Here is a 23,157-nt window from a genome sequence, read left to right as displayed (position 1 = left end):
AACCCTTTTCACTAAATGGAAGTAAAACATGCAACATCTTTCCCATCTTGCGTACCCTTAGTTCAAAACAAGCAACATCATTCTCAAATTACGTACTATTTCACTAGAATAAGCAACATTTTTCCCGTGTTGCGTACTTATTTCTCTAAAGAAGCAACACCAAACATTTAAATTATTTAATTTCATGTAAAAAAGAAGCAACATTCTTCCCATCTTGCGTACTTATTTTTCTAAAGAAGCAACATTTTTCCCAAGTCGCGTACCTATCTTATTAGTGAAATCAGCCATAAATGCTGTTATATCAGGTGATTTAAGATGTTAAATCACAAGTAATTTATATATTACACAAAAATTCTTTCCCAAGTCGCGTACCCATTTTCCTGAAAAAGAAGCAACACCTTTCCCAAGTTGCGTACCAAAAATCAATTGAAATATCAATAAAGTATTGATATTAAAGGATTTCTCCTTTTCTCATTAAATAGCATCATACAAGAAAAGAGCAACATTCCTTCCCAAGTCGCGTACCAAAAAAAATTTTAAAAATTTTTTCTATCCCTTGTCGCTCTAAGGCCCATGAGGTGTTGCCTTTTTTGAAATTCTCTCTTAAAGGGCACATTTTTACAAAATTCGATTTGCTATAATCAAAATTGGTATATTTTATAGTATTTTTACATATATTTCTGAATTTGTAGAACGGAGGTGAAAAAGATGGGGAAATCATTTGTGGTACGTAATCAACGTAGCTTAAATGGTGCATCAACAAACGCAGTTTTAGTAACACTCAAATCTTGGCAAAAGCTTGTAGAAGCATTTGAGGAGAAGTACTACAGTTATAAAGATACTTATTTAGAAGATATTCTACAGCACATGACATACGAAGATCGTATTGCTGATGTGGACGGATTTGTCGAAAAAGCCAAACCATCTTTTTCACGTCGAGCAATGTCTGCACTTGCAGAAAAAACTGGAAGAAAGCACAAATTATACGGCATTACGAATGCTGATCTCGAAGTATTTTTATATCTACATAAGAAATGCTTTACTAATGGTGTCATTCCAAATGTAACCATACATATGATTTGGGAAGATTATAAGCAATATAAAGAAGAATTTGCTTATATCCAACACTCTCAATTCTATATTGCTTTGAAAAAGTTAAGCTTACATAACATTATCTCCATTGAAAATGGAATTGATGGTCGTTACACAATTAAACTCACTCATTTTCTGAATGAGGAAACAGAAAAAGCAAATTCGTACGTATATATTAGTCCTGTTGTATTTACAAAAGCTTTCTTTAAGCTATCTGTAGCGGCTAAGAAGCTATTCTTAGATATCGCAATGCAACAACATACAGAAACAACGTTAAAGCGTTCATTAGATAAGCATGACGAAAGAGGCAATAAAACCCACTTCGGCGGGATGTATCGTTTCTTACATAAAAAATATCCGCATCAAATCCGTGCGGTTATCGATGAATTAACAATTACATTACCATGTACGGGTAGTCCCCTATTCAAAATTTGCAAAATGCAAAAAGGTGTAAAGCATACAAAACGATATACGACATTATATCTGTCTATCCATTCAGACTTTTTATGTACGAAAGAATCTGGAGAGGAACAATACAGGGATCCGTTTACACCAAGAGCTACCTATGCTCGTAAAGCGAAATTTATTGAATCACTTCTACAAGAAATGAATATCGGTGAACTGTCTGCAGACATGAATAAGTTCATTCATGTCTTAAAGCATACTTGTCATCGTCAAATTCGCAGTGTCATTCGTGGGCTTCGTGATATGGTTGATCGAAAAGAAGGATATCCAACGAAAATTGTATATACATTGAAAAAACTATTGCATCAGACATCTCAATATCAAATTCTTGATACAGCAGCGAAAGAAGGTATCTATCCTCTTATTGCGCAGCACATACCAAAAGAGAGAAATAGTGACCGTGAGCAAGCTGTCTTTAATTTTGGTCTACATTATTCTATGTACTCTCTTCATAACATTAAGAAGATGTTTAGAAATGTACATGCACTACTGAAGCAGAAGTTTGCGGTACCAATAACGGAAGAATCTTATCACCTTAATTATTTAAAATACCAGGAAGAAACGTTATTTAGAAAATATGCATATGATCAGGGCGTTAATCTCCATGCATATATCGCTTTAGAAATTGAAATGCGTGAAAAACTAAAAGTTCGTGGCCATAAAGAACGCACGATTCCAAGTGATGTACGTGAATGGTTTATCGAGGCAATTGATAAGCTGCCACAAGAAAAACTTCGTGTGATTGAGCTACCAAAGCAGTTTAATTTACTAGAATTTATGCGTACCTTCGAACGTTTAGTACGTGCCGGTGTAACAATAACAGCTCCAGATCAGGTGCTAACCGCAATGGAAATAAAATAATAGCAACAAGCTCTCTATTTTTGAAAAAATCGAAAGTGGAGGGCTATTCGTGTTTGGTTTATTCCGCCCTTTTTTTACTAATCTATTTATAAATACAAAACTAGAAGGACTTCATGTAAAATGGAGTCTTTTTTTATGCATTTCTATATAAACCCTCTTCTACCTATAGTAGAATCTCCACACTACACATTAAGTATTCTTTATGTGTAGTAAAATATCCAATTTTATATCTACAATAAATCAGAAGGATATTAATAAAAACAGTGGATATGAGGACAAATATACTCGAATGTGAATAGTATTTTTCTGACATCATTGTAACTACTAGTGTTGTTGTATATATCTAATAAAAATCATCAATAATAATGTGAGTTATGTGTAAATAGTGATTTATGTTAACGAATAGCTACACTCTCTGAACAAAATGTGGATAACCAAAACCCAGACGCTTCCCTATTTACCAAAATAAAGAAAAAATACTCTGTTTTAAAGGTTGAATAAATATAATATGATTTGTATCAATTTTTTTCCGATTTCATGTAGAAACATATAATTTTCTTTCTGCTTTTTTGTAGAATTGAAAGTCTAATAATTATTAAATCTAGGGATACATTTTCTACTATTTATGATTTTTTACGTTCTAATATTAAATTTTTCCCTGTGAGAGTAGATCTCTTCCCCATTTTTGATAGCCTATAAAAGTTTTGTCTTTATTTCTTTTTAATATATAAGATATATATTTATACTAGATTTTATTATTACTAATATGATTGTTAATAAGATGTCAGACCTAATTGAAAAAATTTGTAAAATCCGTTATAATAATGGTAATTAAACATATCATTACTCCCATGTAAAAAGACAAATCTACGAATCCTTATTAGGACGAGATTTGTCTTTTTTTCATTGAAAATAAAAAACAACATATCAAAAAGGAAAAGGGTTGTTTGTCCGTTTTCCTTTTTGATATGCCAGCAACCGAGCGTAGCAAAGGGCGGTAGCAGGTCTTTCACTTATTTTTTGTTATAATATATGATAAGAATTTAGGTGATTATAATGAACAAGGGTATTAGTATAGAAGTAGTATTAGAAGCGTTTTCTGCTTATTTAGCAGAAAATGGACGTAAACAATCTAGGATTGAACGTTATAATTACGATATTACTGGTTTTTATAAGTGACTAAGAGCAAATGAGAAGCTCCTAGATATCAAATCATGAAGTGAACTACCTAAAGAAAATTATTAGGAGTATTTCTATGCGCTAGAAAACAAGGCACAGAATATGGCCGTTCTTAAATAAATTGAACATGTCTTTAGCGATAGATACTTCAGTAGATGATTTTCACTTCTCATTAATTCCTGATCATTCACTAAGTGATAAGGATTTTATTACCGAAGCAGAAGAAAAACTATTAAAACAAACTACCCTTTCAACAAAAGGATTAACAGAAAGACACGTTGAATATCGCCCTCTTATTATGGATAGAAACGCTTCTATAATAAATTTAGTAGTAAACTATGGGTTGTCCTTACAAGGGCTTGTATCGCTTAATATGAGCCATATACAGCTTGCTCTTTAATTGTTCCAGGAGAAAATGGAGTAACTAGGTCTGTTTCCTTAACCAAGGAAGATACAAAGCATCTTTACAAATACTATACAACTATTCCTGAACATGTAAGGCTTAGACGGTATACAGATAATCCTTTGTTTATAGCATTTAATTTTAATCAGGGAACATATCGTTGAGTTTACGAAAAAGATGCGCCAAAGGCTTTGTCTGAGGTTGCAATACAAAAGATGATACGACTTGAATTAAAACGTGAAGGGTTGAATAGACGTATCTTGGCGCAGCAAATGCGAAATACATTCATTATTTGTCTTATTAGGTAAGGCTCTTAATTACTATTATCACGAGAGGTTTAGAAGTGTATAAACAAGCGATTAGCTGCTTATATATCTGTATTAGCCTAGATATTTTGTAATGTCAGTGAGATATCAGCAATCATAGAAGTATTTCTACTCCAACCTAGGAAGCCAAGATATCAATAGGTTTTGTACGGTTCTCTAGCAGAATCTCAGCAATTGTATTACATAATAGTGTCAACGGACTATCTTTTCCCCACTGTAACCTACAAAACAACAATCTCGAGATAAATAGACTTTTTTCATTTCCTCTTTAATTTCTCTATAAGTATTCATCATTATAAAACATGCCTCTTCTTTTCTACATAGAAAAAGAGAGTCCCTTGCTATAGGAACCCTCTCTTATGTATATCCTCTATTTTTAATCAATTACAATTTCATGTATATTTAGCTTGTTTAATTTTTCATTATAGAAACTCATTACTTTTTGAGCATATTGAGCCATTAATCCATCTTGGACAGTAAGTGCTTCAAAATACGGATAACGAATGTCTGTAACATAACCATTCAGTTTCACGTATTGTTCTAAAATCAATGAGAACTCCTCAACTAATTTACGACAAGATTTGTGCAGAATTAAAAGGTTATGAATTTTAGGGGCTGTTCTACCGTTTAGTGTAAGAAATTCTTTTAGAGGTTTCCCAACACATTGTTGACTATGGTAACAAATAACTGAGGCAGGGAAAGGTTTCATGTGAGCTAAGTACCTAGCAGAATCTAAATTAGATTTTGCAATGAATAGCCACTCTTCTAGATCCTCAGTATTTTTCATATAAAACTTGCCCCCCTAGTGCAATTTTGTATTCCATGGTTACATTACGGTTAGCACGTTCTTGAAACTCTTCAGGTCCATATACTAAAATATCAACTGGTGTTTCCATCACATCGTAAATACCCCAATTGATAAGATTAATCACTTCTCTTTTTCTTGATCCTACACCATCCACAATAATACAAAGATCAAAATCACTATCTTTATTTGGTGTGCCATAAGCATGAGAGCCAAAAAGGATAATTTTTTGGACAGAAGATACGGTTTCACAAATTTTTTGTACTAATAGGTTTAGCTCTCTTTGTACTTCCTCGTTAATCCAAATCACCCCTCGGAAAATAGAATTATATTGACGTTTAAGTATATTATACATGCTTCTCTGCAGTGTAATAAAAAAGACATTGAACAAATATGTTCAATGTCTTTTTCCCTTTAATATACTTGCCTTGTTTATCTTGTATTTATATACCAAGTAACTGCTTCTTTTTGGCGTTAAACTCATCTTCTGTAATAACACCCATATCGCACAGCTCTTTGAATTTCTTTAATTCGTCTGCTGTTGATATTGGAGCAGATACTTCTTGTGGTTGAGCTTCAGTAGGTTTGCTTTTTAAAGCATCTAGAACTTGATGGATATGATTATTAATGGATTTTGCTGAATCTTTATCTAACGCAACTTTGATCTTTTCTTGCGGAGTATCAATTGTTAGAAAGCCTAACCACATCCCTATTTCAAAAGATATATCATTTATCTTTTCATGATCTACTGCTTTGAATTTTTCACCAGTCATTGTTTTTTGTCCGAACATAATGCGTTTATTAGTTATGGCGTAGGCATAATAACCATCATGCTTTGTTGTAGATTGATAATCGTGCATTCCGATATAAGTCATATGAATTTTTTCGCCATTCATCAAGTTATCTTCTAATACCTTGAAGTGTTTTACACCCCACTTTTCATTAAAGCCAGAACCGAATTTATTATCTATACAGAATTGATACATTCCTTCAGCGCATGACAATGGATCCTCAGCAAGTTTTGCTACCCTTGCATCGATTGTAGCTTTCAATTCTTCGATAGTGTCCGTACTTACACTTACAACACCCAAGCCACCTGCTTTATGAAAGCAATCTGGGCATAGCCATGCATCAGATTTTAGTATTTTATAACGATTTAAACCAACCTTTGTATCACAAATACCACATACTGCCTTTTTAAAAAAAACCATAATTCTTCCTCCAGTTATATATATCGAATAGTAGCAAACAAACCTAACATTCTACTGAATATTATAATTTATAAATATAAGTATAACACACCTAAAACACTATAGGATGCCAAACAAAGCCTTAACCTTTGTTTCTCTATAGTTTAAAAGGAAAAAAGACATTGAAACCAACTGTTCAATGTCTTTTTTCTTTTTAAATGTTTGTATACTCAAAGTATAATTTTTCTGGTTTTCCATACATGTTAATTTCATTTTGATATACGACAGCTAATGGCTGAGACATCTCAATGCTTTCCACATAGGATAATGAAGCAGTTGCTTCTATTTTTTCTTTAATCTCATTAGGAATGGCTGAGTAAGATAAGTTATTCATTTTACTTCCTAGTTTAGTATCTGTAGCAGCTTCATAGTAAATTTCGGTAATTAAGACTTCATTATCATCTGGATCATACATGTATCCTCGATTAACTGTAATCATATTATATAACTCCTCTCAAGTTTCATATTCTAATTCCTTGTGCTTTTAGCATTGCAACAAGTACTTTACATATTTAGATTCCCTTGTTCTTCTCTTTCGAATGCCATTATGAATTGATTCTTATTATCTTACCTAATAGTAAAATTTTGTGATTTGCAATAATATAAAGGTTTGATTTTATAGATAGTAAGTTCATAACATTTAACGTGTTAATTAATTTTTTCTTTTGAAAGTTTTAAATGATTTCCCCTATTGATAATGTTGGCTTATCTAAAGTAATTGCATGTTCATATTTCATCATAAATATCCTCTTTTCTAAATAAAAATCACGAAATATGTGTGTTTTATCCATATTTTTTTATGCTATACTCTGTAAAAATTCATATAATCTCTCCCCTAAATTAAACAAAAAGCACAAAATTTGTGCTTTCTCATTTAGCATATTTTTAGTCCTAAAGGTTTATGTATAAATGATTCCTAACTTGAAGACAACACAAAAAGGACTTCTTCAAGTCGATTAAAATGCGCATAGCAAAATAAGCTATATATACACTAATCGGCTCAAAGAAGCCCTTTCATAATTGAAACAAAAATATAACTTGTTTCTAAAACTCAACCACAACACATAGGGCGTGGGAATAGACGGAATCAATTAAACAATAAATATAAATTTATATTAAACCATTTTTATATTATATTCAATTGTTTTCAATAGAACAGGGATAAGAAGGAAGTTTATATGCAGATCCCACATGTATTGTATAATAATGCCCCTGATTCCCCTGCTATAAATCCCCTCTTATATTCAGGCCCTGGTATTACTTCATGTACTGTATTTCAAAATATAGTTTTTCAGGCTTTTGATTTTGAACTAAATAACAAAGTATTTCCTTAATATTTTTTTCTTCTACTTCAACATTTTCCATATAGGTCATACTTTCGTTTTCCTGGACCTTTTCAAAAATAGCAATAGGTACTTTAACTGGCTCAAAAATCCCCATTTTACTGCCTAACTTTTTTTCTGATGTACCATCATAGAAAATTTCATTTACTATTACCTCATTATTATCAGGATCGTACATGTACCCTCTTTGTATACGTAGCAATATAGTACTCCTTTCTTGTATATTCCTCCAATGAAATAACTATATTTGTATATAATGTTATTTTATTAACAGGTGTCAAAGAATATTATTTCGCAAAATCCTTGCTTTGTATAGAGGTAGATACAGGATTATTAATTTTGTTAAGTTTTTTTGAATATTCCAAGCTAAGTATAAAATAAACAAGCCACCCTTGAAGCGAAAGCTTGTAAGGTGGCTTAGTTTTCTATAAATAGCTTTGTATCTAATTGTTTGATCTCCCCTTCTGCAAGAGGTTGATAAAAAGCGTGTTGTAATCCTTGAAAATGTAAAGATTCCCCTATGCATAACAATACTTTACCAGGAATTAAATCAAGTAATAGTTCATTATTAATTTGCTTTGCTTGTTTTTTAGTAGAAACATAAATAACTAAGATTGTAGGGTTATTCCCTAAGTCCTGCATAATAACATCTTTTCCTGACTCTACAAAAGTCTGCCATCTAGCAATTATTCGTTTTAATCGATCCTTTTGATCAGATAATAAGGTGGAGTATACAACAAAGTTAAATTTACGTTCTTTTCCTCCATTTACTATAAAACTTAAAGAAGGGGTAAAAACCCCTTTACTAATAGATGGATGCATAATATGACCTAAAAATGAAGGAGCGTAGCGTAAATGACAAAGTAGGTCTATGTCATGCCAATAACGCAGGTGAACATATTTACCATGATTGTCAAGACGCTCTGGGGCAAAGAAGAACATATTTCCTTGCCAGTATTTTAGTAGTTTAAATCCATTATTGGATAAGGTATATGTTTCTTCAAAGATTTCCATATCAAAAATTTCTACTTGCCATTTTTCGATAAATTGATAGTAAAGTAATCCTTGAAGTGCATTGTTAATTTTCTTACGCGAAAATTTATTCTTGAATAGATATAATAAATGATTAAACCGAACGGATGTATGAACACCAATAAAATTGAGTATAGCATATTGTTCCTCTGTTAAAAGCTGCTTAAACTTAACTAATTCGTCATAAGAGTGGAATACATAGGTTTTATCCAAATCATGTATCCGATATATTTGAAGTCCTTGTATATCCTCACTTGATAAATGAGGAATAGAAGGAATATAAGTAGACATTTGTTTCTCTATTGTACGCATAATCATCCATTAAAATTGGTAAATTGACGAATTAGATTTTTTACTTTGGCCTTGCGGATAATTTAGGATACGTACAGTTCCTCTTCTATTTTTAGCATCAATATTAAGCAGCTCACATGTAACAATTGTTTGGTTTACTGCGTCATCCACAGTTGGATTTGCCAGATTACGACCCTTTAGTCCTTTAAACTGAATACCTGGTGCAACTTCTACGAAAATCCCAGCAATAGCATCTACACCTACAATTTTACCTACAAAGCGGTCACGTCGTTTGTTTAATTCTAATAGTTTTTCCATTGGATCCGTTTCTAGTTTCTTTTTATTTCCTCTAAACTCATAGCGCCCATCCTTTTCCACTACTTTATCGATGATAAGCTCTACAACATCACCAATAATAATATCCGCCGAACGAACGAATGAATGAGACCATTGCGAGTATCTTACTCCTACTGTTACACCATGAACTTCAACCAGAATAGTTTGTGCAGATGGAATATGTCCAGAAACTGTTCCTGTGTATACTTTATTCCCCTCTTGCTCTACTATTTCTTCATATAATTTTCTTTGCAGTGCAAGTTCTCCTGCAGTGATAGATACAACAGCAAAGTTCCCTTCCTCAGTTCTTTGGAAATGCTCAATAATAACGGGTTTTGTTTTACCTATCAGCCATTGAGGATTTTTAGGAATATTTATACCTGCCTCTGTAAGTGGACAATATGCTGTCGTATGAGTACCAATTTGCATTGTGAGCACTTGTATCCGCTCAGATGTCCCGTTTTTAGTTGGGAATAATTTTTCAGATACTATGGTAATTAAGCCTTTCCCTACAGTACGTTCACGTTTCATACGAGCTAATTCTTCTAATTCATGTTCACGTATTCTTTCAAATTGATTGAAAGTTGATTCTATAAAGATGTCCTCTAGCGTGTTATCCGGTTCAAATGCCATCCCTAGTTCTTTTGTAATATGAGTATTTACCTTATCTTCAACCATTATATTTTCCTCCTAGAACGTAAAAAAGGACACACCTGTACCGTTGGAATGGTACGTAAGGTGTGTCCTTCACGTAAGTCATGTTTTATTTGTATAATTATTAATTAAAATATAACGTTTTTATGTAATTTGTGCAAGTATTATTTTTTGAAAAGGGAAAAGTTAAAATACTATATCTAACCTTTCCTCCTAATTTAAGCTAGATTTTCCCTAAAAATATAATCTTGAATAAAAAGTTATTCTAGGTTTCTATAGGTATTAATCAAAAAAATCATCTAATTCCTTACTCATTACATTAGATGTATTTTTCTTTTGTTGCTGGTTTTTATTAAGTAGTGAATTTGTATTGTTATACGTATTCTTTTGTTTGGCTTTTAAGTCTTTTTTGCGTTCTTTATAGTCCATATGTTTATCTTCATGCTGCTCTTCATTATTTCTAGTGTTCTCTACCATATTCTTTTCTAAGTTTTGATGAACAGTAATGCTAATAGATTCGTAAACTTTTGCAACCTCTTCATCAAGTTTATTTTCTTTAGTGGGATTAACTGTTTTTGTAGCTGGTTTCAAATTAGTTTTCATATCTGTTTTTGTTTCCTCTAATACTGTGGTTATAAGTCCCTCTGTTAGAAGCTTTTTTTGCAATGGATCAGTTTCTACAGGAATTCCTAAATGAATTGGGTAATTTATATCCCTTTTTGGTTCCAACATAATATTAGATACCTCTTTCTTCCGTTCTGCTAGCTCCATATTTTTTTTAGGACCTACTATTTCCCTATGTGTCTCTTTTGTTATATTCGGCAGCTCGCCATTCCGTTGTAGGGCATCTTGTAATCTTGAAGCACGTGTATAATCAATTTTAAATGCGTTCTGTAGTGCATGTATAGAAGAATTCCCTGATTCCTTAACAAAGGCTACTACATCATCATATAGGATGTCTTTAAAGAAGCCTGTTTCCTCTTGCTTTGCTTCTGATTTTTCGTTTGGAATGCTATTTTCTCGTGAAGTCGTATTATCTAAATCTGTATTAGATGAAGGAGTAGTATTGATTTGAGAATCCTTTGATAATATCAACGTATTATTATTGTTAGAAATTAAAACTTTACGAGGGTTATTCCCGGTGTAAGTGCTCACAATGTGATTGTGTTCTAACTTCTCAATAAATTTTACAGCCTTTATATGGCTGATTCTGAATTTTCTTTGCAAAAGAGAGGGTGAGATTTGTTGTGATTCAATAACGAATGCCTTAATTTCTTCATACAACTTATTTTCAGTTTCTTCAATAACATTTCCCTGTTGACTGACATCCTTAAAATAATCAGGAAAAGTTACATTTTCTACTGTGTTTGTTTCTATGGAATTATTTTGTTCTATTTTATCACCATGCATAGGTGGAAATGATTCTATCTGTTTTATATTATTTGCATCTACATGTTTCATAGGATTTGATTTTGCGATAGATTCTTCAATGAGTCGAAGACGTTCAGTTTCCCAATATTGTCCAGACTTGATCTCTACTTGAATGATTGCTTGAGCAAACTCCTCTTTGGGTACAAAGTTACTAGTAATTTGTTGTACAGGTTGCACATGATTGTCTTGTACAATACGCGCAGCACAAATGAAGGCACCTTGTGCCATGATATCTCCTGGTGACATAACGACTTCTTTTAATTTTTGAAATGTCGAACCTAAGCGACTAACGGGATTCTCTTGCATAGGAGAAATCCCTTGTTCGGATTCGGATTCTTTAAATTCCTCTGTTTCACCAAACATGTCAGAGAAAATTTTCGCATCATATGGTGTTACATCACCAAATATCATCTTGTTACGGAACGAACCTAGTAAAGTAAACATATACTGCTCTGTGAAATCCAAAGCTAATTGAGATAGTGTTTGACTTGCAATTGTCAGAATGACTTTATATTTACGAGATTGTGCAGGGAACTCTTTGAACGGGCGTACAACATAATCAGGGAATTCATCCACAATAATATGATGGTATGGTGAAATATTTGGTTCTCTTCGGAATACAGCATTTTGCATACTTAGTAATACGAATTTTCCTAGTACATTAGAAAGATCTGCAAGTTCTCCTTTGGCTGTATTTACTAGTAAAATACCACCTTGCTCTAGGTGAACATCAAAATCAAAATCTGATTTTCCAAATAAAACACGTCGTATTAAAACATTTGAGGCTAAATCTTTTAAGATGTTACGCAAACCTTTTACATATTCTTCTTCCCGGTCATAATGCATTGGTTTTCCACGATATTTTCCAGATTTATAAACGGCCGGTTCCCCTTGGAAACCCGTTTTTTCACGAATGGTATTATATAGCAATAGGTAAGGTTTTGAGGCAATCTCCACCTTTTCCCCTGCTCCACACCGTACGTGCGATTTTCACCGCATACGGCGTTCCATCATTAAATTAACTAATCAATAATATCCAAATTACATTTCTGACGAAACATATTGAGTTTTCTCAATTGTTTTCCATCCAATTGAAGTAAGTTTTTATATTTAACAATCGTCTCTTTCTTTGTAGCATGTATAAGTGTATGAACTAATTTATGAACAATCACAAGGTTTTTAAAATCATCTTTTCCTCCTAATTTTCTGGGGGTTACATGATGACAATGTACCTCTTCAGCTTCTAGGAATGTTCCTAAAATTGAGCATTTCCCTAACTGCATAGAGTACCTAGAGATTCGATTATCCTCGTACTCCAAGTTGTCATTTCTTTGTGTGAACATCATTTTATTGATTTCGTGTTCTACACTTTGTTTAATTCTCTTGTGATTTTTTCTTCCCTCCGTGGTGTAATTACAGATGTTTTGACTGAAATTCATTGCATTTTCAGTTCGAATATCTGCTATTGGGTATAAATAGACTCCCATTATTTTGTATGTTTTATAGTTGTTTTTATGAAGTCGTTTATATAAAACCGAAGGGTTTATTGGTTTTTCAAATACATGGTTTTTAAGTCGATTATATAAGGTTCGTGATAGACGATAGGCTATTAGGCGAAAATTATAATTTACATGCGTAGCTGTTCGGTAGTAGTTTTTAATTCCTAATATATATTGATTATATTTGTTGACAGATATTACAGTTGGTTTATGTTGAATTTCTTTGATTAACTTTTTGGTTTTAGCTAAAATAGTTTTTATTTGTTTACTTGAAACATGAGTATTAGCAACAAATTTATTCTTCTTTTTAACTGCTTTTAAGTTGAATCCTAGAAATTCTGATTTACCCTTTGTAATATTTGTTATCTTTGACTTTTCTCTTGATATATTAAGCTGTAGGTGATTTTCAAGGTATTCTTTGACTGCATGGAATATCTTCTTTGCAGATTCGTGAGAATCTGTAAAGATTTTAAAGTCATCTGCATATCGTACGATAAACATTTCTTTTAGCTTGGTAGACTTCAGTGCTCTATATTTGTGAAGGCTTGTGTACTTGTGTTTCGTATTCATGTTTTCCCATTGGTTCGAGATCCACCAGTCTAGATCATTCAGTACAACGTTTGATAGTAGTGGTGATAAAATACCACCTTGCGGTGTTCCTTTTGAAGGTATACCTACGCCTTCTATCGGTGATTTAAGCATCTTTGAAATAATGCTTAGCACCCTGTTATCTTTTATTCCAATGTTGTATAGCTGTTTTATTAGCTTGGTGTGATTTACATTGTCAAAGAATCCTTTTATATCTACATCTACTATATGATGTTTATTCCCTTTATTTATAAGAGATTGACATCTAGCTATTGCATGTTTTGTCGCTCGATTAGGTCTAAATCCATAGGAATGATTGTAGAATTTTGCTTCACATATTGGTTCGAGAACTTGTTTAAACATTTGTTGGAGTAGTCTGTCTCTCATTGTAGGAATACCTAAAGGCCTTGTTTTACCGTTTTCTTTAGGTATCGCTACCCTTCTTACTTTTTGAGGTTTATAATCATTTAAAGCTGTTCTAATGTCCTTTATGAAGTTTTCTACATTTTTCATTTTGTAATTATCTATGGTTATTCCATCTGTACCTTTTGTCTTTGAGCCTGTATTGGCTTTGATATTGCGGTATGCGAGTAGTATATTTTCTTTTGATGTTATAATTTCATATAATCCTATTCCTTTTGTGCAGTTATATTTACTGCGCTCATATAGCGTGTCAAAGGTGGATTGCATACCGTAGTACTCGCTGTTTCTCAGTGTAGCGTTCATCGATGGATATATTGCTCCTTCCTTTTGGAAAGTCCCATCATCATACTCGACCTTATGAACTTCATTTGGTTACTATTGCTTAATTTCTTTAATGACTCGGGGTTATCCCTCCACTATGTTTCCATAATTTCATCGGTACTGTACCCCTGCTTTCACGAGAGTAAATCAATTTCGGCTTTATACCTTATATGAACCAACCCCAAGATAGTGGTTTAAATAGTTGTCTCTCGCTTCCCACGTTCCGATTTAACTAGCTGTACATCTAATTTTAGGTGGATACTATAGGCCTGTAAGTTCTCTATGTTCATTGTTACATAGTACGAATTTCATAGGTTCGATTCTTACTTTTCGTTGACTTACCCCATACAAGGGATACAGTTTTCACTGTATTCGAATTTTAGACCCGTACATTCGTATCTTCGTCAGACCAGTTGGTCATTCTCACCATGATTAGTTTATAGCCAACCGCATTATCAATTGCCATATACATGTTGTCATGTACTTAGACTTTCTTCATGCGTCTTTACCTAGCTTCATACAGTGCAGTCTATCAACTTTCTCTGCATGTAGGAGTATTATTGGGAGTGTTTCAGCTCAACATGAAGGCTTTCATTCCACTCACTCGTTAAATCAGTTATTACTATCTGTGTTAATCTAGATAGTCTTCTCATTTCATAGTTATTAACTATTTATAGAGAAACGTGTCGCACCGAACCATTCATCGATACCTTTTATAATCTTATATTCGTTTTTTTGATCACGTGAAGCAACACCACTTTGAACAAAATCATATAATTTTTCTACCTGTACTTTTAATAGTTTGTGCATACGGTGTACACGTTCTACATCGTCGTACATATCTATTAAGTCATCAAAGGTCACATCTTTTTGTGGGTTATGTAGTTTTAATAAATAAATATGTTGCTTAAGGTGGTTCCGTTGTGCTTGTTCAAAGAATGCATTATTAGATTCCGATAGACCCTGGATAACCATTGCAAAAACCTCGGCTACTTTATCAACTGGTCCACGTAAAATATTAATGTTTTTGGTATCAGGGTTTGTGGGATCAATATAATAAATTGAACTTTCAGGAATCTTGTGTGCTTGTACTAACTTAAATACCTTTTGACATAAATCATTACTCGGTTCAATAACAGTTATCCCATTTAAAAATGTTCCTTTTACTTCTTCTGTATCATAATTATTCTTTTTATACGTATTTTCAAACTTATTTATAAAACGTACCATCCAGTGTAAATCTTGATTAATCATTGGAATAATTAAACTAGATGTCTTACCAGAACCAATAGGACCAATAATAATTCCATTTAGGGTTCTATCTTTCCCCTTGATTCGAATCATTTCTTTGTGCTTAATATGAGGACCTATATCAACATCAGGATATATTTGTTCCTCTTGGCTATTAAACCACTTTTGCAACTTATGATTTTTATATTCGTATTTTTGTACCCACTTTAAGATTTCTTCTCTGTAACGGATAATATGGCCACTGTACCAAAGAGTAAACAAAATCATAAATACGGTCGGTAAGAATACAAATATCATGGTGAGTGTATGGAAATTTCCTGTTAATACATCCCCTATTGCTTGATATTCACCAAAATTAACATGTTTTGCTTTATTCATAAGATAAGGAATAACTTTCGCATGGATAGGAGTAGTTGCAAACCATAAAAACTGAATATCTACTGCAATATGAGAAGCAATTAAAATTAATAACTTGCCATTTTGAAATTGTAAAGCTGGTATACGGCTGTAGAACCTAAAACTAAATTCTCCTAGTAGCAAAGAGAAGAACATTAAAAATAGTGGTACATATGTAATTTCTATAGGATAAGACGGTGGTTCAAATGCATAGTAGAGTAACTGTATGTAGTTTGCTACACCAAATCCAAATGAAAGGATAAATCCGCTAATTAAGGCAATTGTAGTGTATAATGGTAATCTTTGCTTAGATGTCTCCATAAAGGTTCACCTACTTTTTAAAGACATAGTTGAGCTTTATGGTGTAATGTAAAACGATTGTGAAGTTCTGGCTTGAATTGTTCCTTTGATTTTTTTAGAAAGAACTTCGCTGCATCTTCAGTTTGTTTTAAATATAAGTCAATACTATCTCCTTCACACAATTGGTTATATTCTTCTTGAGAAAGTACCGCAATATTTATCTCTAGTTTGTTATTCGTTGCAGTTTCAATTATTACATCGTACCAATAATAATTAGGCTTTCCTGGGATTTTGATATCTTGTAGGGAAACGCAAAATTTAGCTCCCCCTTCTGTAATATGTTTAAGGACTAGTTCTGGAGTTTTAAGTGCTTCTCTTGCTGAGAGCACTCCCCCAGTAGTTGTTGCAAATTGTAAGTTCATTGTCATTTTCCACTTCCACCTTTCTCCATACAAAAAAGGCAAGCGACACCCACTGTAAAAACAGCGTGTGTCGCTTGCCTTAATTTCATATGTTCTGATTTGATTGTAGTTTTGAGTGTTTAGTTCAAATGTTATTCTATCACCTTAAATAATAAAAATCAATAAAATTGTATAAAAGTATATAAAAAATAAAAGATTAATATAATTCTACAAGTTTACGTCTTTTTGGATTAACGTTATTTGCAGCATGTACCATGATCTGTTCATCGGTTGCTATATTTGTATTTTGTATGGATAGAAGTAGTACATTAGCATAAGTGTCCATCAGTAGAATATCTCTAGGATTTTCACGTTTAGGATAGATAACTACAAGCGGAACGCCTTCATCTCCTTCCCTTCTTGAAAACACGATATCATCTAATCTTGCAATCATTCGGTAATCATTTTCATTTCCAAAAATAAAAAAGAAATCTTGAATAGAATCTTTATCTCTCCTGTATGTTCGTCGAAGGCCACCATCTATTGATTCTTTAAACGTTTGAATTTTTTCGACAAATGTGTAACGCCAATTGACATCTCCTACTGTACGTTGGGATAAAGGAAAAAGAATATCTTGTTCCAAGTTTTGATTATCATCTGTTCCTAGAATGATATCTGAAATAACATCTCCAGCATCTTTCAATGAGCAAATGTGTACATTTAGATTTGGTATATTCATTAATAGTTCATGATACTTCCGCATAGAAAATAATAGATTTTTCATACGTACGTATGGCGGTTCTGCATCTTCTGCAAGGAACATTGATTTGTCGTACATAACAAAGACAACCGTTACATCTTCATTTGTTTTCTTTGTATATTCTATGTACTTCTCTACTTTTTCAACTAAGGTAGAATTGGTTTCTTTACACATATCCATCTCAATATGGATATTTTTATTTTGATATGAAATATGTTCATCAGGAATCAAGGCCAATTGGTTGTCCTCAATTTTCACATTTTTTTTCTGGTAAAAAGAACGAATATCTAATTTATATAATATTTCATTCGTTTGTGTCTTCTTTGTAGTCGCTAAAAGAGTACGGATCATGACCTCGCGTGAACACATTGTGTGAAAAGAAGTTGCTCTTGAGTAACGTCGTTTTGAACTTTTTTTAGAAATTCTTCCTATTTCCATTAAGAATTCAATTGTTTTTTCTTTTAAGGAAAATAAAGCACGTTTCGTAATACTGTCAGCCTTTTTATCTATTTTTTTAGTTAGCATGGCTCCATATTGTGAGTAACGGTCAAGCTTTGTAAATATGCTAGCTTCTGAATATTCTCTTCCCTCAAATGCACTATATAACTGAGTGATTTGTCTTGTTGTAAGTGCTCTTTTGTAATATAAAACTGTAAAGACAAATATGTCAGCCTCTTTTAAGTGAAAATGTTTTTTGGTACCTGATCTTCTATATTTATACACTTTTCCGGACAATGCATACACCTCTTATATTGAATTAAACTTAAATTAAATACTTGTTATTTTTCATATACTATTACATTGATGTTTTAGTTGTAAAACAAGAAAAAATGAATAAGAGATTCTAATCTTTAGAGATACCTCATTTTGTACATCGAAGTTGAGATGATAACTACTCTTATAAATCTCTTATAAATTATTGATTTATAAGGCTCTATTAAATCCTTTGTTTTGTTAGGACGAGCTACTACTAAACACCTAACAATAGTTATAATGAAATTCCATTTGTAAAATAATGTTATGACGTCCTAACATTTATTAGATAGTAAAAATACCATTTTAATTGATTAAAATTATTCAAGAATTATAAAAAGGCTTATTGATAATAAAGAGTAATTTTCTCTATCTTTAACTCGAAATTCAACATTTTATATGTGATGAAGCGTTATTTCTAAATCATGGTATTGTCTCGATTTAAAATTACAACTGTTTCTTTTAGTTGTTTTTTATTGCATAGAATTATAAATTCACTTAGACAAATATTATTAATTGTTTCTACCAAATCAAAAATAAGTTAGAAATATGTCTACAGGTACTTAACATATAGGTTTTAGTCACTTGAACTACTTCCCCTTTTGCTTCGTTAAGAAGGAGTAATCCTAACTGAAATGATAAAATTAACCAATTGTTAATTTTATGTAAGGTTATAATTGCTATCATCATTCCTACTACGTTACAAAAGTTTATATTGTAATGTAAGTATCACTTTGATGTTAATAAGATGAGATCTCACTTTTAATAATCTAGTTTGAACACATGTTTCTTTTTTATAGTAGTGATGTGGTTGTTAGCCTACTACTTTTAGAATGTCAAATTTGATTTATCTTAGTATTCTCTTTTTTATATGTTGAATATTGAGGGGATTGATGCTGTTCATATGAAATTAACAACCTCTTCTACTGGCTTTCAAGGAATGAATGAAATTGACAAGGAATTGAATTCAAATGAGGAACAGAGGATAATTTTTCTTATAACATATATAATAATGTGAACTAACAAGTACTAAGTGAAGAACAGTGCATTAACATAACATTAACAATGAGCGGTATTATAAGTGATAAAACCTGTTAAAACAGCTAGGTAATAAAGAAAACCCTAGTGTGAATTGCTATAAGAACGTCTTGAAATCTCCCTAGTAATATAAATACACACGACCAATATGAAATATTAGAAAATTGAAAAAATTTAAGCTGGATTATGTAAGCTGTACAAATACGATTTACATAAAAGTTGTATATAAGAGTCTTATATACAACTTTTATGTAAATTTGATAAGAAGATTTTTGTTTTAATATTGATATAAAAGTATTTTTTTATACATCGTATATATAAAACTTATATACACGATGTATAAGTTTTTCTTGAATTTTTATGTTGAAAAAATAGGCGGTTTTTAATCGATTGTTTAAAGTTTTAATCTGGATTTTTTAATAGTCTTTGTTGAAATGTAAATCACATGAAATTTAAGATTGATATAACATGTATACGCATTATATATACGTCGTACATTTAAACCCTTATAAAATATGGATTAATTCTAATTTTGTGTTTATAAGTCTTATATATAAGTGCTGTATATAAGTTTTATTTATAATGACTTGATATACGACGTGTAATGATGTACTATGTTTCTAGGAATAATTAACCAGTGTTTTAAGGGGGGGACAACTTGAACGAAGTTTTAAGTGAAAAATATCAAACAATCAAGTTTGCGGATGAAGTAGTAAACATGTTTGCTGATATACTTGAACAAGATGAGATACTCTATAGTGTATTTCTATACATAGGAAACATAGTAAATAAACAATTTCAAGAGACGAAGTACATGAGGGGCATATCTATTAATGAAATAGTGGAAAATGTAGTTATTGATAGGAGAGTAAAGAAAAAAAAGGGAAAATCCTATTCATTAGAGGTTGAACGTACAAATATATCTAGACGTTCAGCGGAAATAAGTGTGAGTACGCTATCATCAATGTCTTTAATCTATGAAAAAACCATGCACCCATATAAATTTTTGATCTCAACTTATAGAGGGCAACAAGTACTGATTGAATTAGGGAAAAGAAAAAAGATAAATAAGGAGAGATAAAATAATGGCAAAAAACTTCTTAAAGAATGAAGTGGCAGTTAAAATGACGATGGTCGGTTTTGGTCAAGCTGGTACTAGAATGGTAGATAAATTTGCGGAATATACACATACAGATGGCACAGCAGTATATAATTGCTTAGCACTAAATAGTAATGATGGCGATCTAGCTGAATTAAAAAATGTACCAAAAAGTAATCAAGTTTCACTGAAATTAGGTGGTTTAGGTAAGAACCCTGAGCGTGCAGTAAAAGTCCTTGATTCAAATGAGGAAGCAAAAGAAAAGCTAAAAGAATTTATTACTGAACGTGTAAGACCTACGGATGAACTTGTTTTATTTTTTGCAGGTTTAGGTGGAGGAACTGGAACTTCTACAATCATTAAGGCCATTGAAGAATTTTCGGCTTTTCATAACAAGCCAGTAATCAGACAAGAATTACAAAAGGTTGCGCAGCTATATCCAATGGCTGAAATTAAGGCGAATCAGGCAAAGTTTGCAAGAATAGCCTTTGAAAATGCTATTGAGCGCAAAGACTTTATTAAAATGGGGATTGTTGTAACTCTTCCCGTCCGAGCGGATGGGCCTGATGTATTACGACAAGTAAATAAATTTTCACAGGAAATTTGGAAATTAGCAAATGATAAATCAAAAGGTGTAGCATTTGTAGTATTTGCTGATAACCAGCATTTTTACGATGAATTTAAGGAATTAAATGAAAATGAGAAAAAAGGTGTCGCTAATTCACGAGATTATGCAAATCAACGTATTAGTGAAATTATTCATGAGTTAAATACCGCTGCTAATGGATCTGGTACATCTGTAATACTGGATTCTCAAGACTTTAAACGTATTTTACTTGAGAAAACGGGCTGTTTAGTAATTAATAAGGTTTCACGTAATATGAATCAAATAGAAAATAGCCATGCAATTATAGAAATGTTTCAAGAATCATTAAGAGGAAGCTCTTTCCATCCCCCAATTGATTTGATGAAGAAGAACGATGATGGTTCAGTTGAAGCATCAAAAGTACATCATTTTGGTATGCTTGCTATCCTAGATGAGCAAAAGAATATTAATGATTCCTTTATGGATGACGCTAAGGTAGAAGTTTCAAATAATTTACCTATAAATGGCACAGTCTTTAATGGATATTTGGTGAGTAAGAATGATTTCTTAGGAAGTGTATATACGTTCTATAAAACTGATGCATTACCATCGAGATTATCTAAAGGTTTAGTTGAAGAATTTAATGAGTTTAAAGAAAGACAAAGCCAAATTCAGTATAAAAAGTCTCAAATTAGTACGATTGAAAGTATAGATGAGGATGAGGATTTAGGTTTTGCATTTGGAGATTTTATCGATATGGGTAGTGACGAAGAAAACAATAATGCTGGAGCAAATGAAGATGAAGATCTAGCAGATTTTTTAGATCCAGATAAAATGTTTGGTACTACAAAATAATAAAAAAGTCTGGACTAAGTTCCAGACTTTTTTATTATTCTACTGAATTCATAAGAGATTTTATATGCTCAATAATATTATCTTGTATGTACTGCTCTATGAAGAGTTGTTTTTTACTCAAATCTTCCTCTTTTTTAAACCAGCCTGCTTTTCTAGTACGCTCTTCCTCAGGTTTATTATTCCATAAGCTCTCTGCTTGTTTTCTTAATTCCTGGCGTGCTCTATGCTCAATAATAAAATTATCAAGCCTATCTTGGCGTTGGCGTAATTTTAGCGTTTCTACATCTTCTGGTTGTGGTAACTGCTTTAATATACTCTCTACCTTCTCTTCATAATGAGATTCAATATGTTTTATTTTTTCTTCTAACTGTTTAGTTACCATTTTTTCAATAATTTCTGCAGTAGCTTGAAGGTTTAATTCAGTGGATACCTCATTTGTTTGATGTTCTGGTGACACTGGTCTTAAATCAAACTGGTGTGGTAAAAGGTCAATAATTGCATCTAAAGACCATTTCTCATCCCTTTTCTGCTTTATAAATAGAGCAATTTCAAGGTCTAAAGCATTATAGAGTTTTTCATTTGTATTTTGAGTTCTTAAAGTTTCATGAAGTCCCTTTTCTTCTAGGATATTGAACCAATTATAAACTGTATTATGATGACGTCCTACTAGTTTTGAGAATTCTGTTATCCGCCATGCTTTTTCGAAAACATTATCATCTAATATATCATCATCGTTAATTTGATGGTCTTGTTTTTCATTTTTTTGCTCAATCATTGTAACTACCTCCTCAAAAATCAACTCATAAACAACTAATTATAATTAACATGTTAGCTGAAATTAACATGTTAGCTAGTATTTCGATAATATTTGTAAAAATCCCTACCAATCCAGTGAATTACATGAAATATGAAATTAACATGTAAACATATACTTGTTAACAAAACATTAACGTTTAGTATAAAATTCGGTTGAATTAGTAACTTTATTACCAATTCGAAATATACAATTGGTAATGTTTTGTTAATGGGAATATATATATTATGTTAGTAGCACTACTGATAGTTGCTATGAGATTAACAAATTAGGCTACTTAATATTAATGATAAGGAAATAAAGCTATTTTGTAAATAAGTTATAAGGATATAATCCAGGTATATAACGGAAAATACACATACTAACGTCCAAAATGTAATTATCACGTATAAAAACTAGTAAAAAGTAAATAATATTAATATAGATTTAGTATTGTTCAATAAACAAAACGGTATTTAAGGATATAGGAGCACATTCATAATACTTTGAAAAGATTCGTTCCTACTCCCCATTTACTTGCTACGGATCTACTTATGTATATTAATTTAGTATAGAATGTACAATTTAAGTTGTATATTGCATGTCATGATAGAAATTTGTATAGT

Annotated in this window: 14 protein-coding genes and 4 pseudogenes; 4 read left to right on the top strand and 14 right to left on the bottom strand. The window is 31.9% G+C overall.

Annotated features, from left to right (window positions below; genetic code table 11):
* Window positions 1-708 precede the first annotated feature (708 nt).
* Both V7S45_RS29870 and V7S45_RS29865 read left to right on the top strand, forming a co-directional pair.
* The gene (locus tag V7S45_RS29870) at window positions 709-2,418 is read left to right on the top strand and encodes a hypothetical protein (RefSeq protein WP_000520292.1); all 1,710 of its coding nucleotides are present in this window, start codon (window positions 709-711) and stop codon (window positions 2,416-2,418) included.
* 1,056 nt (window positions 2,419-3,474) lie between these two features.
* Window positions 3,475-4,305 (top strand): annotated as a pseudogene (locus tag V7S45_RS29865) (integrase); the annotation flags it as partial.
* Window positions 4,306-4,447: 142 nt separating this feature from the next.
* Here the strand turns inward: V7S45_RS29865 and V7S45_RS29860 are convergent.
* The 13 genes and pseudogenes from V7S45_RS29860 to V7S45_RS29800 all read right to left on the bottom strand — a co-directional run.
* Window positions 4,448-4,620: pseudogene (locus tag V7S45_RS29860) on the bottom strand (phosphoadenosine phosphosulfate reductase); the annotation flags it as partial.
* 82 nt (window positions 4,621-4,702) lie between these two features.
* Window positions 4,703-5,113: a HEPN domain-containing protein gene (locus V7S45_RS29855; RefSeq protein WP_342762045.1), complete on the bottom strand. Its 411-nt coding sequence runs from the start codon at window positions 5,111-5,113 to the stop codon at window positions 4,703-4,705.
* Entirely contained in the window at window positions 5,100-5,486 is a 387-nt protein-coding gene (locus tag V7S45_RS29850) for a nucleotidyltransferase domain-containing protein (RefSeq protein WP_000282363.1), read from the bottom strand. Before V7S45_RS29850 ends, V7S45_RS29855 begins: the two co-directional genes overlap by 14 nt.
* 88 nt (window positions 5,487-5,574) lie before the next feature.
* A complete protein-coding gene (locus tag V7S45_RS29845) occupies window positions 5,575-6,342 on the bottom strand; it encodes a PH domain-containing protein (protein WP_000231142.1) in 768 nt (255 codons plus the stop codon).
* Between the two features lie 193 nt (window positions 6,343-6,535).
* Entirely contained in the window at window positions 6,536-6,820 is a 285-nt protein-coding gene (locus tag V7S45_RS29840) for a hypothetical protein (RefSeq protein ID WP_000633813.1), read from the bottom strand.
* Between the two features lie 818 nt (window positions 6,821-7,638).
* On the bottom strand, window positions 7,639-7,926 hold the full coding sequence (locus tag V7S45_RS29835; protein ID WP_002164669.1) for a hypothetical protein: 288 nt from the start codon (window positions 7,924-7,926) through the stop codon (window positions 7,639-7,641).
* Between the two features lie 215 nt (window positions 7,927-8,141).
* On the bottom strand, window positions 8,142-9,068 hold the full coding sequence (locus V7S45_RS29830; RefSeq protein ID WP_001259117.1) for a hypothetical protein: 927 nt from the start codon (window positions 9,066-9,068) through the stop codon (window positions 8,142-8,144).
* 9 nt (window positions 9,069-9,077) lie between these two features.
* Window positions 9,078-10,061 carry a hypothetical protein gene (locus V7S45_RS29825; protein WP_000228953.1) on the bottom strand — a complete coding sequence of 328 codons (984 nt, stop codon included), beginning with the start codon at window positions 10,059-10,061 and terminating at the stop codon, window positions 9,078-9,080.
* 258 nt (window positions 10,062-10,319) lie between these two features.
* A pseudogene (locus tag V7S45_RS29820) lies at window positions 10,320-12,389 on the bottom strand (DNA translocase FtsK); the annotation flags it as partial.
* 101 nt (window positions 12,390-12,490) lie between these two features.
* Entirely contained in the window at window positions 12,491-14,281 is a 1,791-nt protein-coding gene (ltrA, locus tag V7S45_RS29815; protein ID WP_342762044.1) for a group II intron reverse transcriptase/maturase, read from the bottom strand.
* 711 nt (window positions 14,282-14,992) lie between these two features.
* A pseudogene (locus V7S45_RS29810) lies at window positions 14,993-16,267 on the bottom strand (conjugal transfer protein TraG); the annotation flags it as partial.
* Window positions 16,268-16,284: 17 nt separating this feature from the next.
* The gene (locus V7S45_RS29805; protein WP_002164668.1) at window positions 16,285-16,674 is read right to left on the bottom strand and encodes a hypothetical protein; all 390 of its coding nucleotides are present in this window, start codon (window positions 16,672-16,674) and stop codon (window positions 16,285-16,287) included.
* 190 nt (window positions 16,675-16,864) lie between these two features.
* Entirely contained in the window at window positions 16,865-18,142 is a 1,278-nt protein-coding gene (locus V7S45_RS29800; RefSeq protein ID WP_000015597.1) for a replication-relaxation family protein, read from the bottom strand.
* A gap of 1,714 nt (window positions 18,143-19,856) precedes the next feature.
* Here V7S45_RS29800 and V7S45_RS29795 point away from each other — a divergent pair.
* Together V7S45_RS29795 and V7S45_RS29790 are read left to right on the top strand one after the other, a co-directional pair.
* A complete protein-coding gene (locus tag V7S45_RS29795; RefSeq protein WP_001006726.1) occupies window positions 19,857-20,279 on the top strand; it encodes a hypothetical protein in 423 nt (140 codons plus the stop codon).
* A 4-nt stretch (window positions 20,280-20,283) separates the two neighbouring features.
* Window positions 20,284-21,738: a cell division protein FtsZ gene (locus V7S45_RS29790; RefSeq protein WP_001097036.1), complete on the top strand. Its 1,455-nt coding sequence runs from the start codon at window positions 20,284-20,286 to the stop codon at window positions 21,736-21,738.
* Between the two features lie 34 nt (window positions 21,739-21,772).
* Here the strand turns inward: V7S45_RS29790 and V7S45_RS29785 are convergent, their stop codons facing one another.
* A complete protein-coding gene (locus V7S45_RS29785) occupies window positions 21,773-22,513 on the bottom strand; it encodes a MerR family transcriptional regulator (protein WP_000572534.1) in 741 nt (246 codons plus the stop codon).
* Window positions 22,514-23,157 lie beyond the last annotated feature (644 nt).

Source organism: Bacillus sp. BR3(2024), assembly GCF_039134555.1.
Lineage (GTDB): Bacteria > Bacillota > Bacilli > Bacillales > Bacillaceae_G > Bacillus_A > Bacillus_A cereus.
This window is presented reverse-complemented; position numbering and strand designations above follow the sequence as displayed.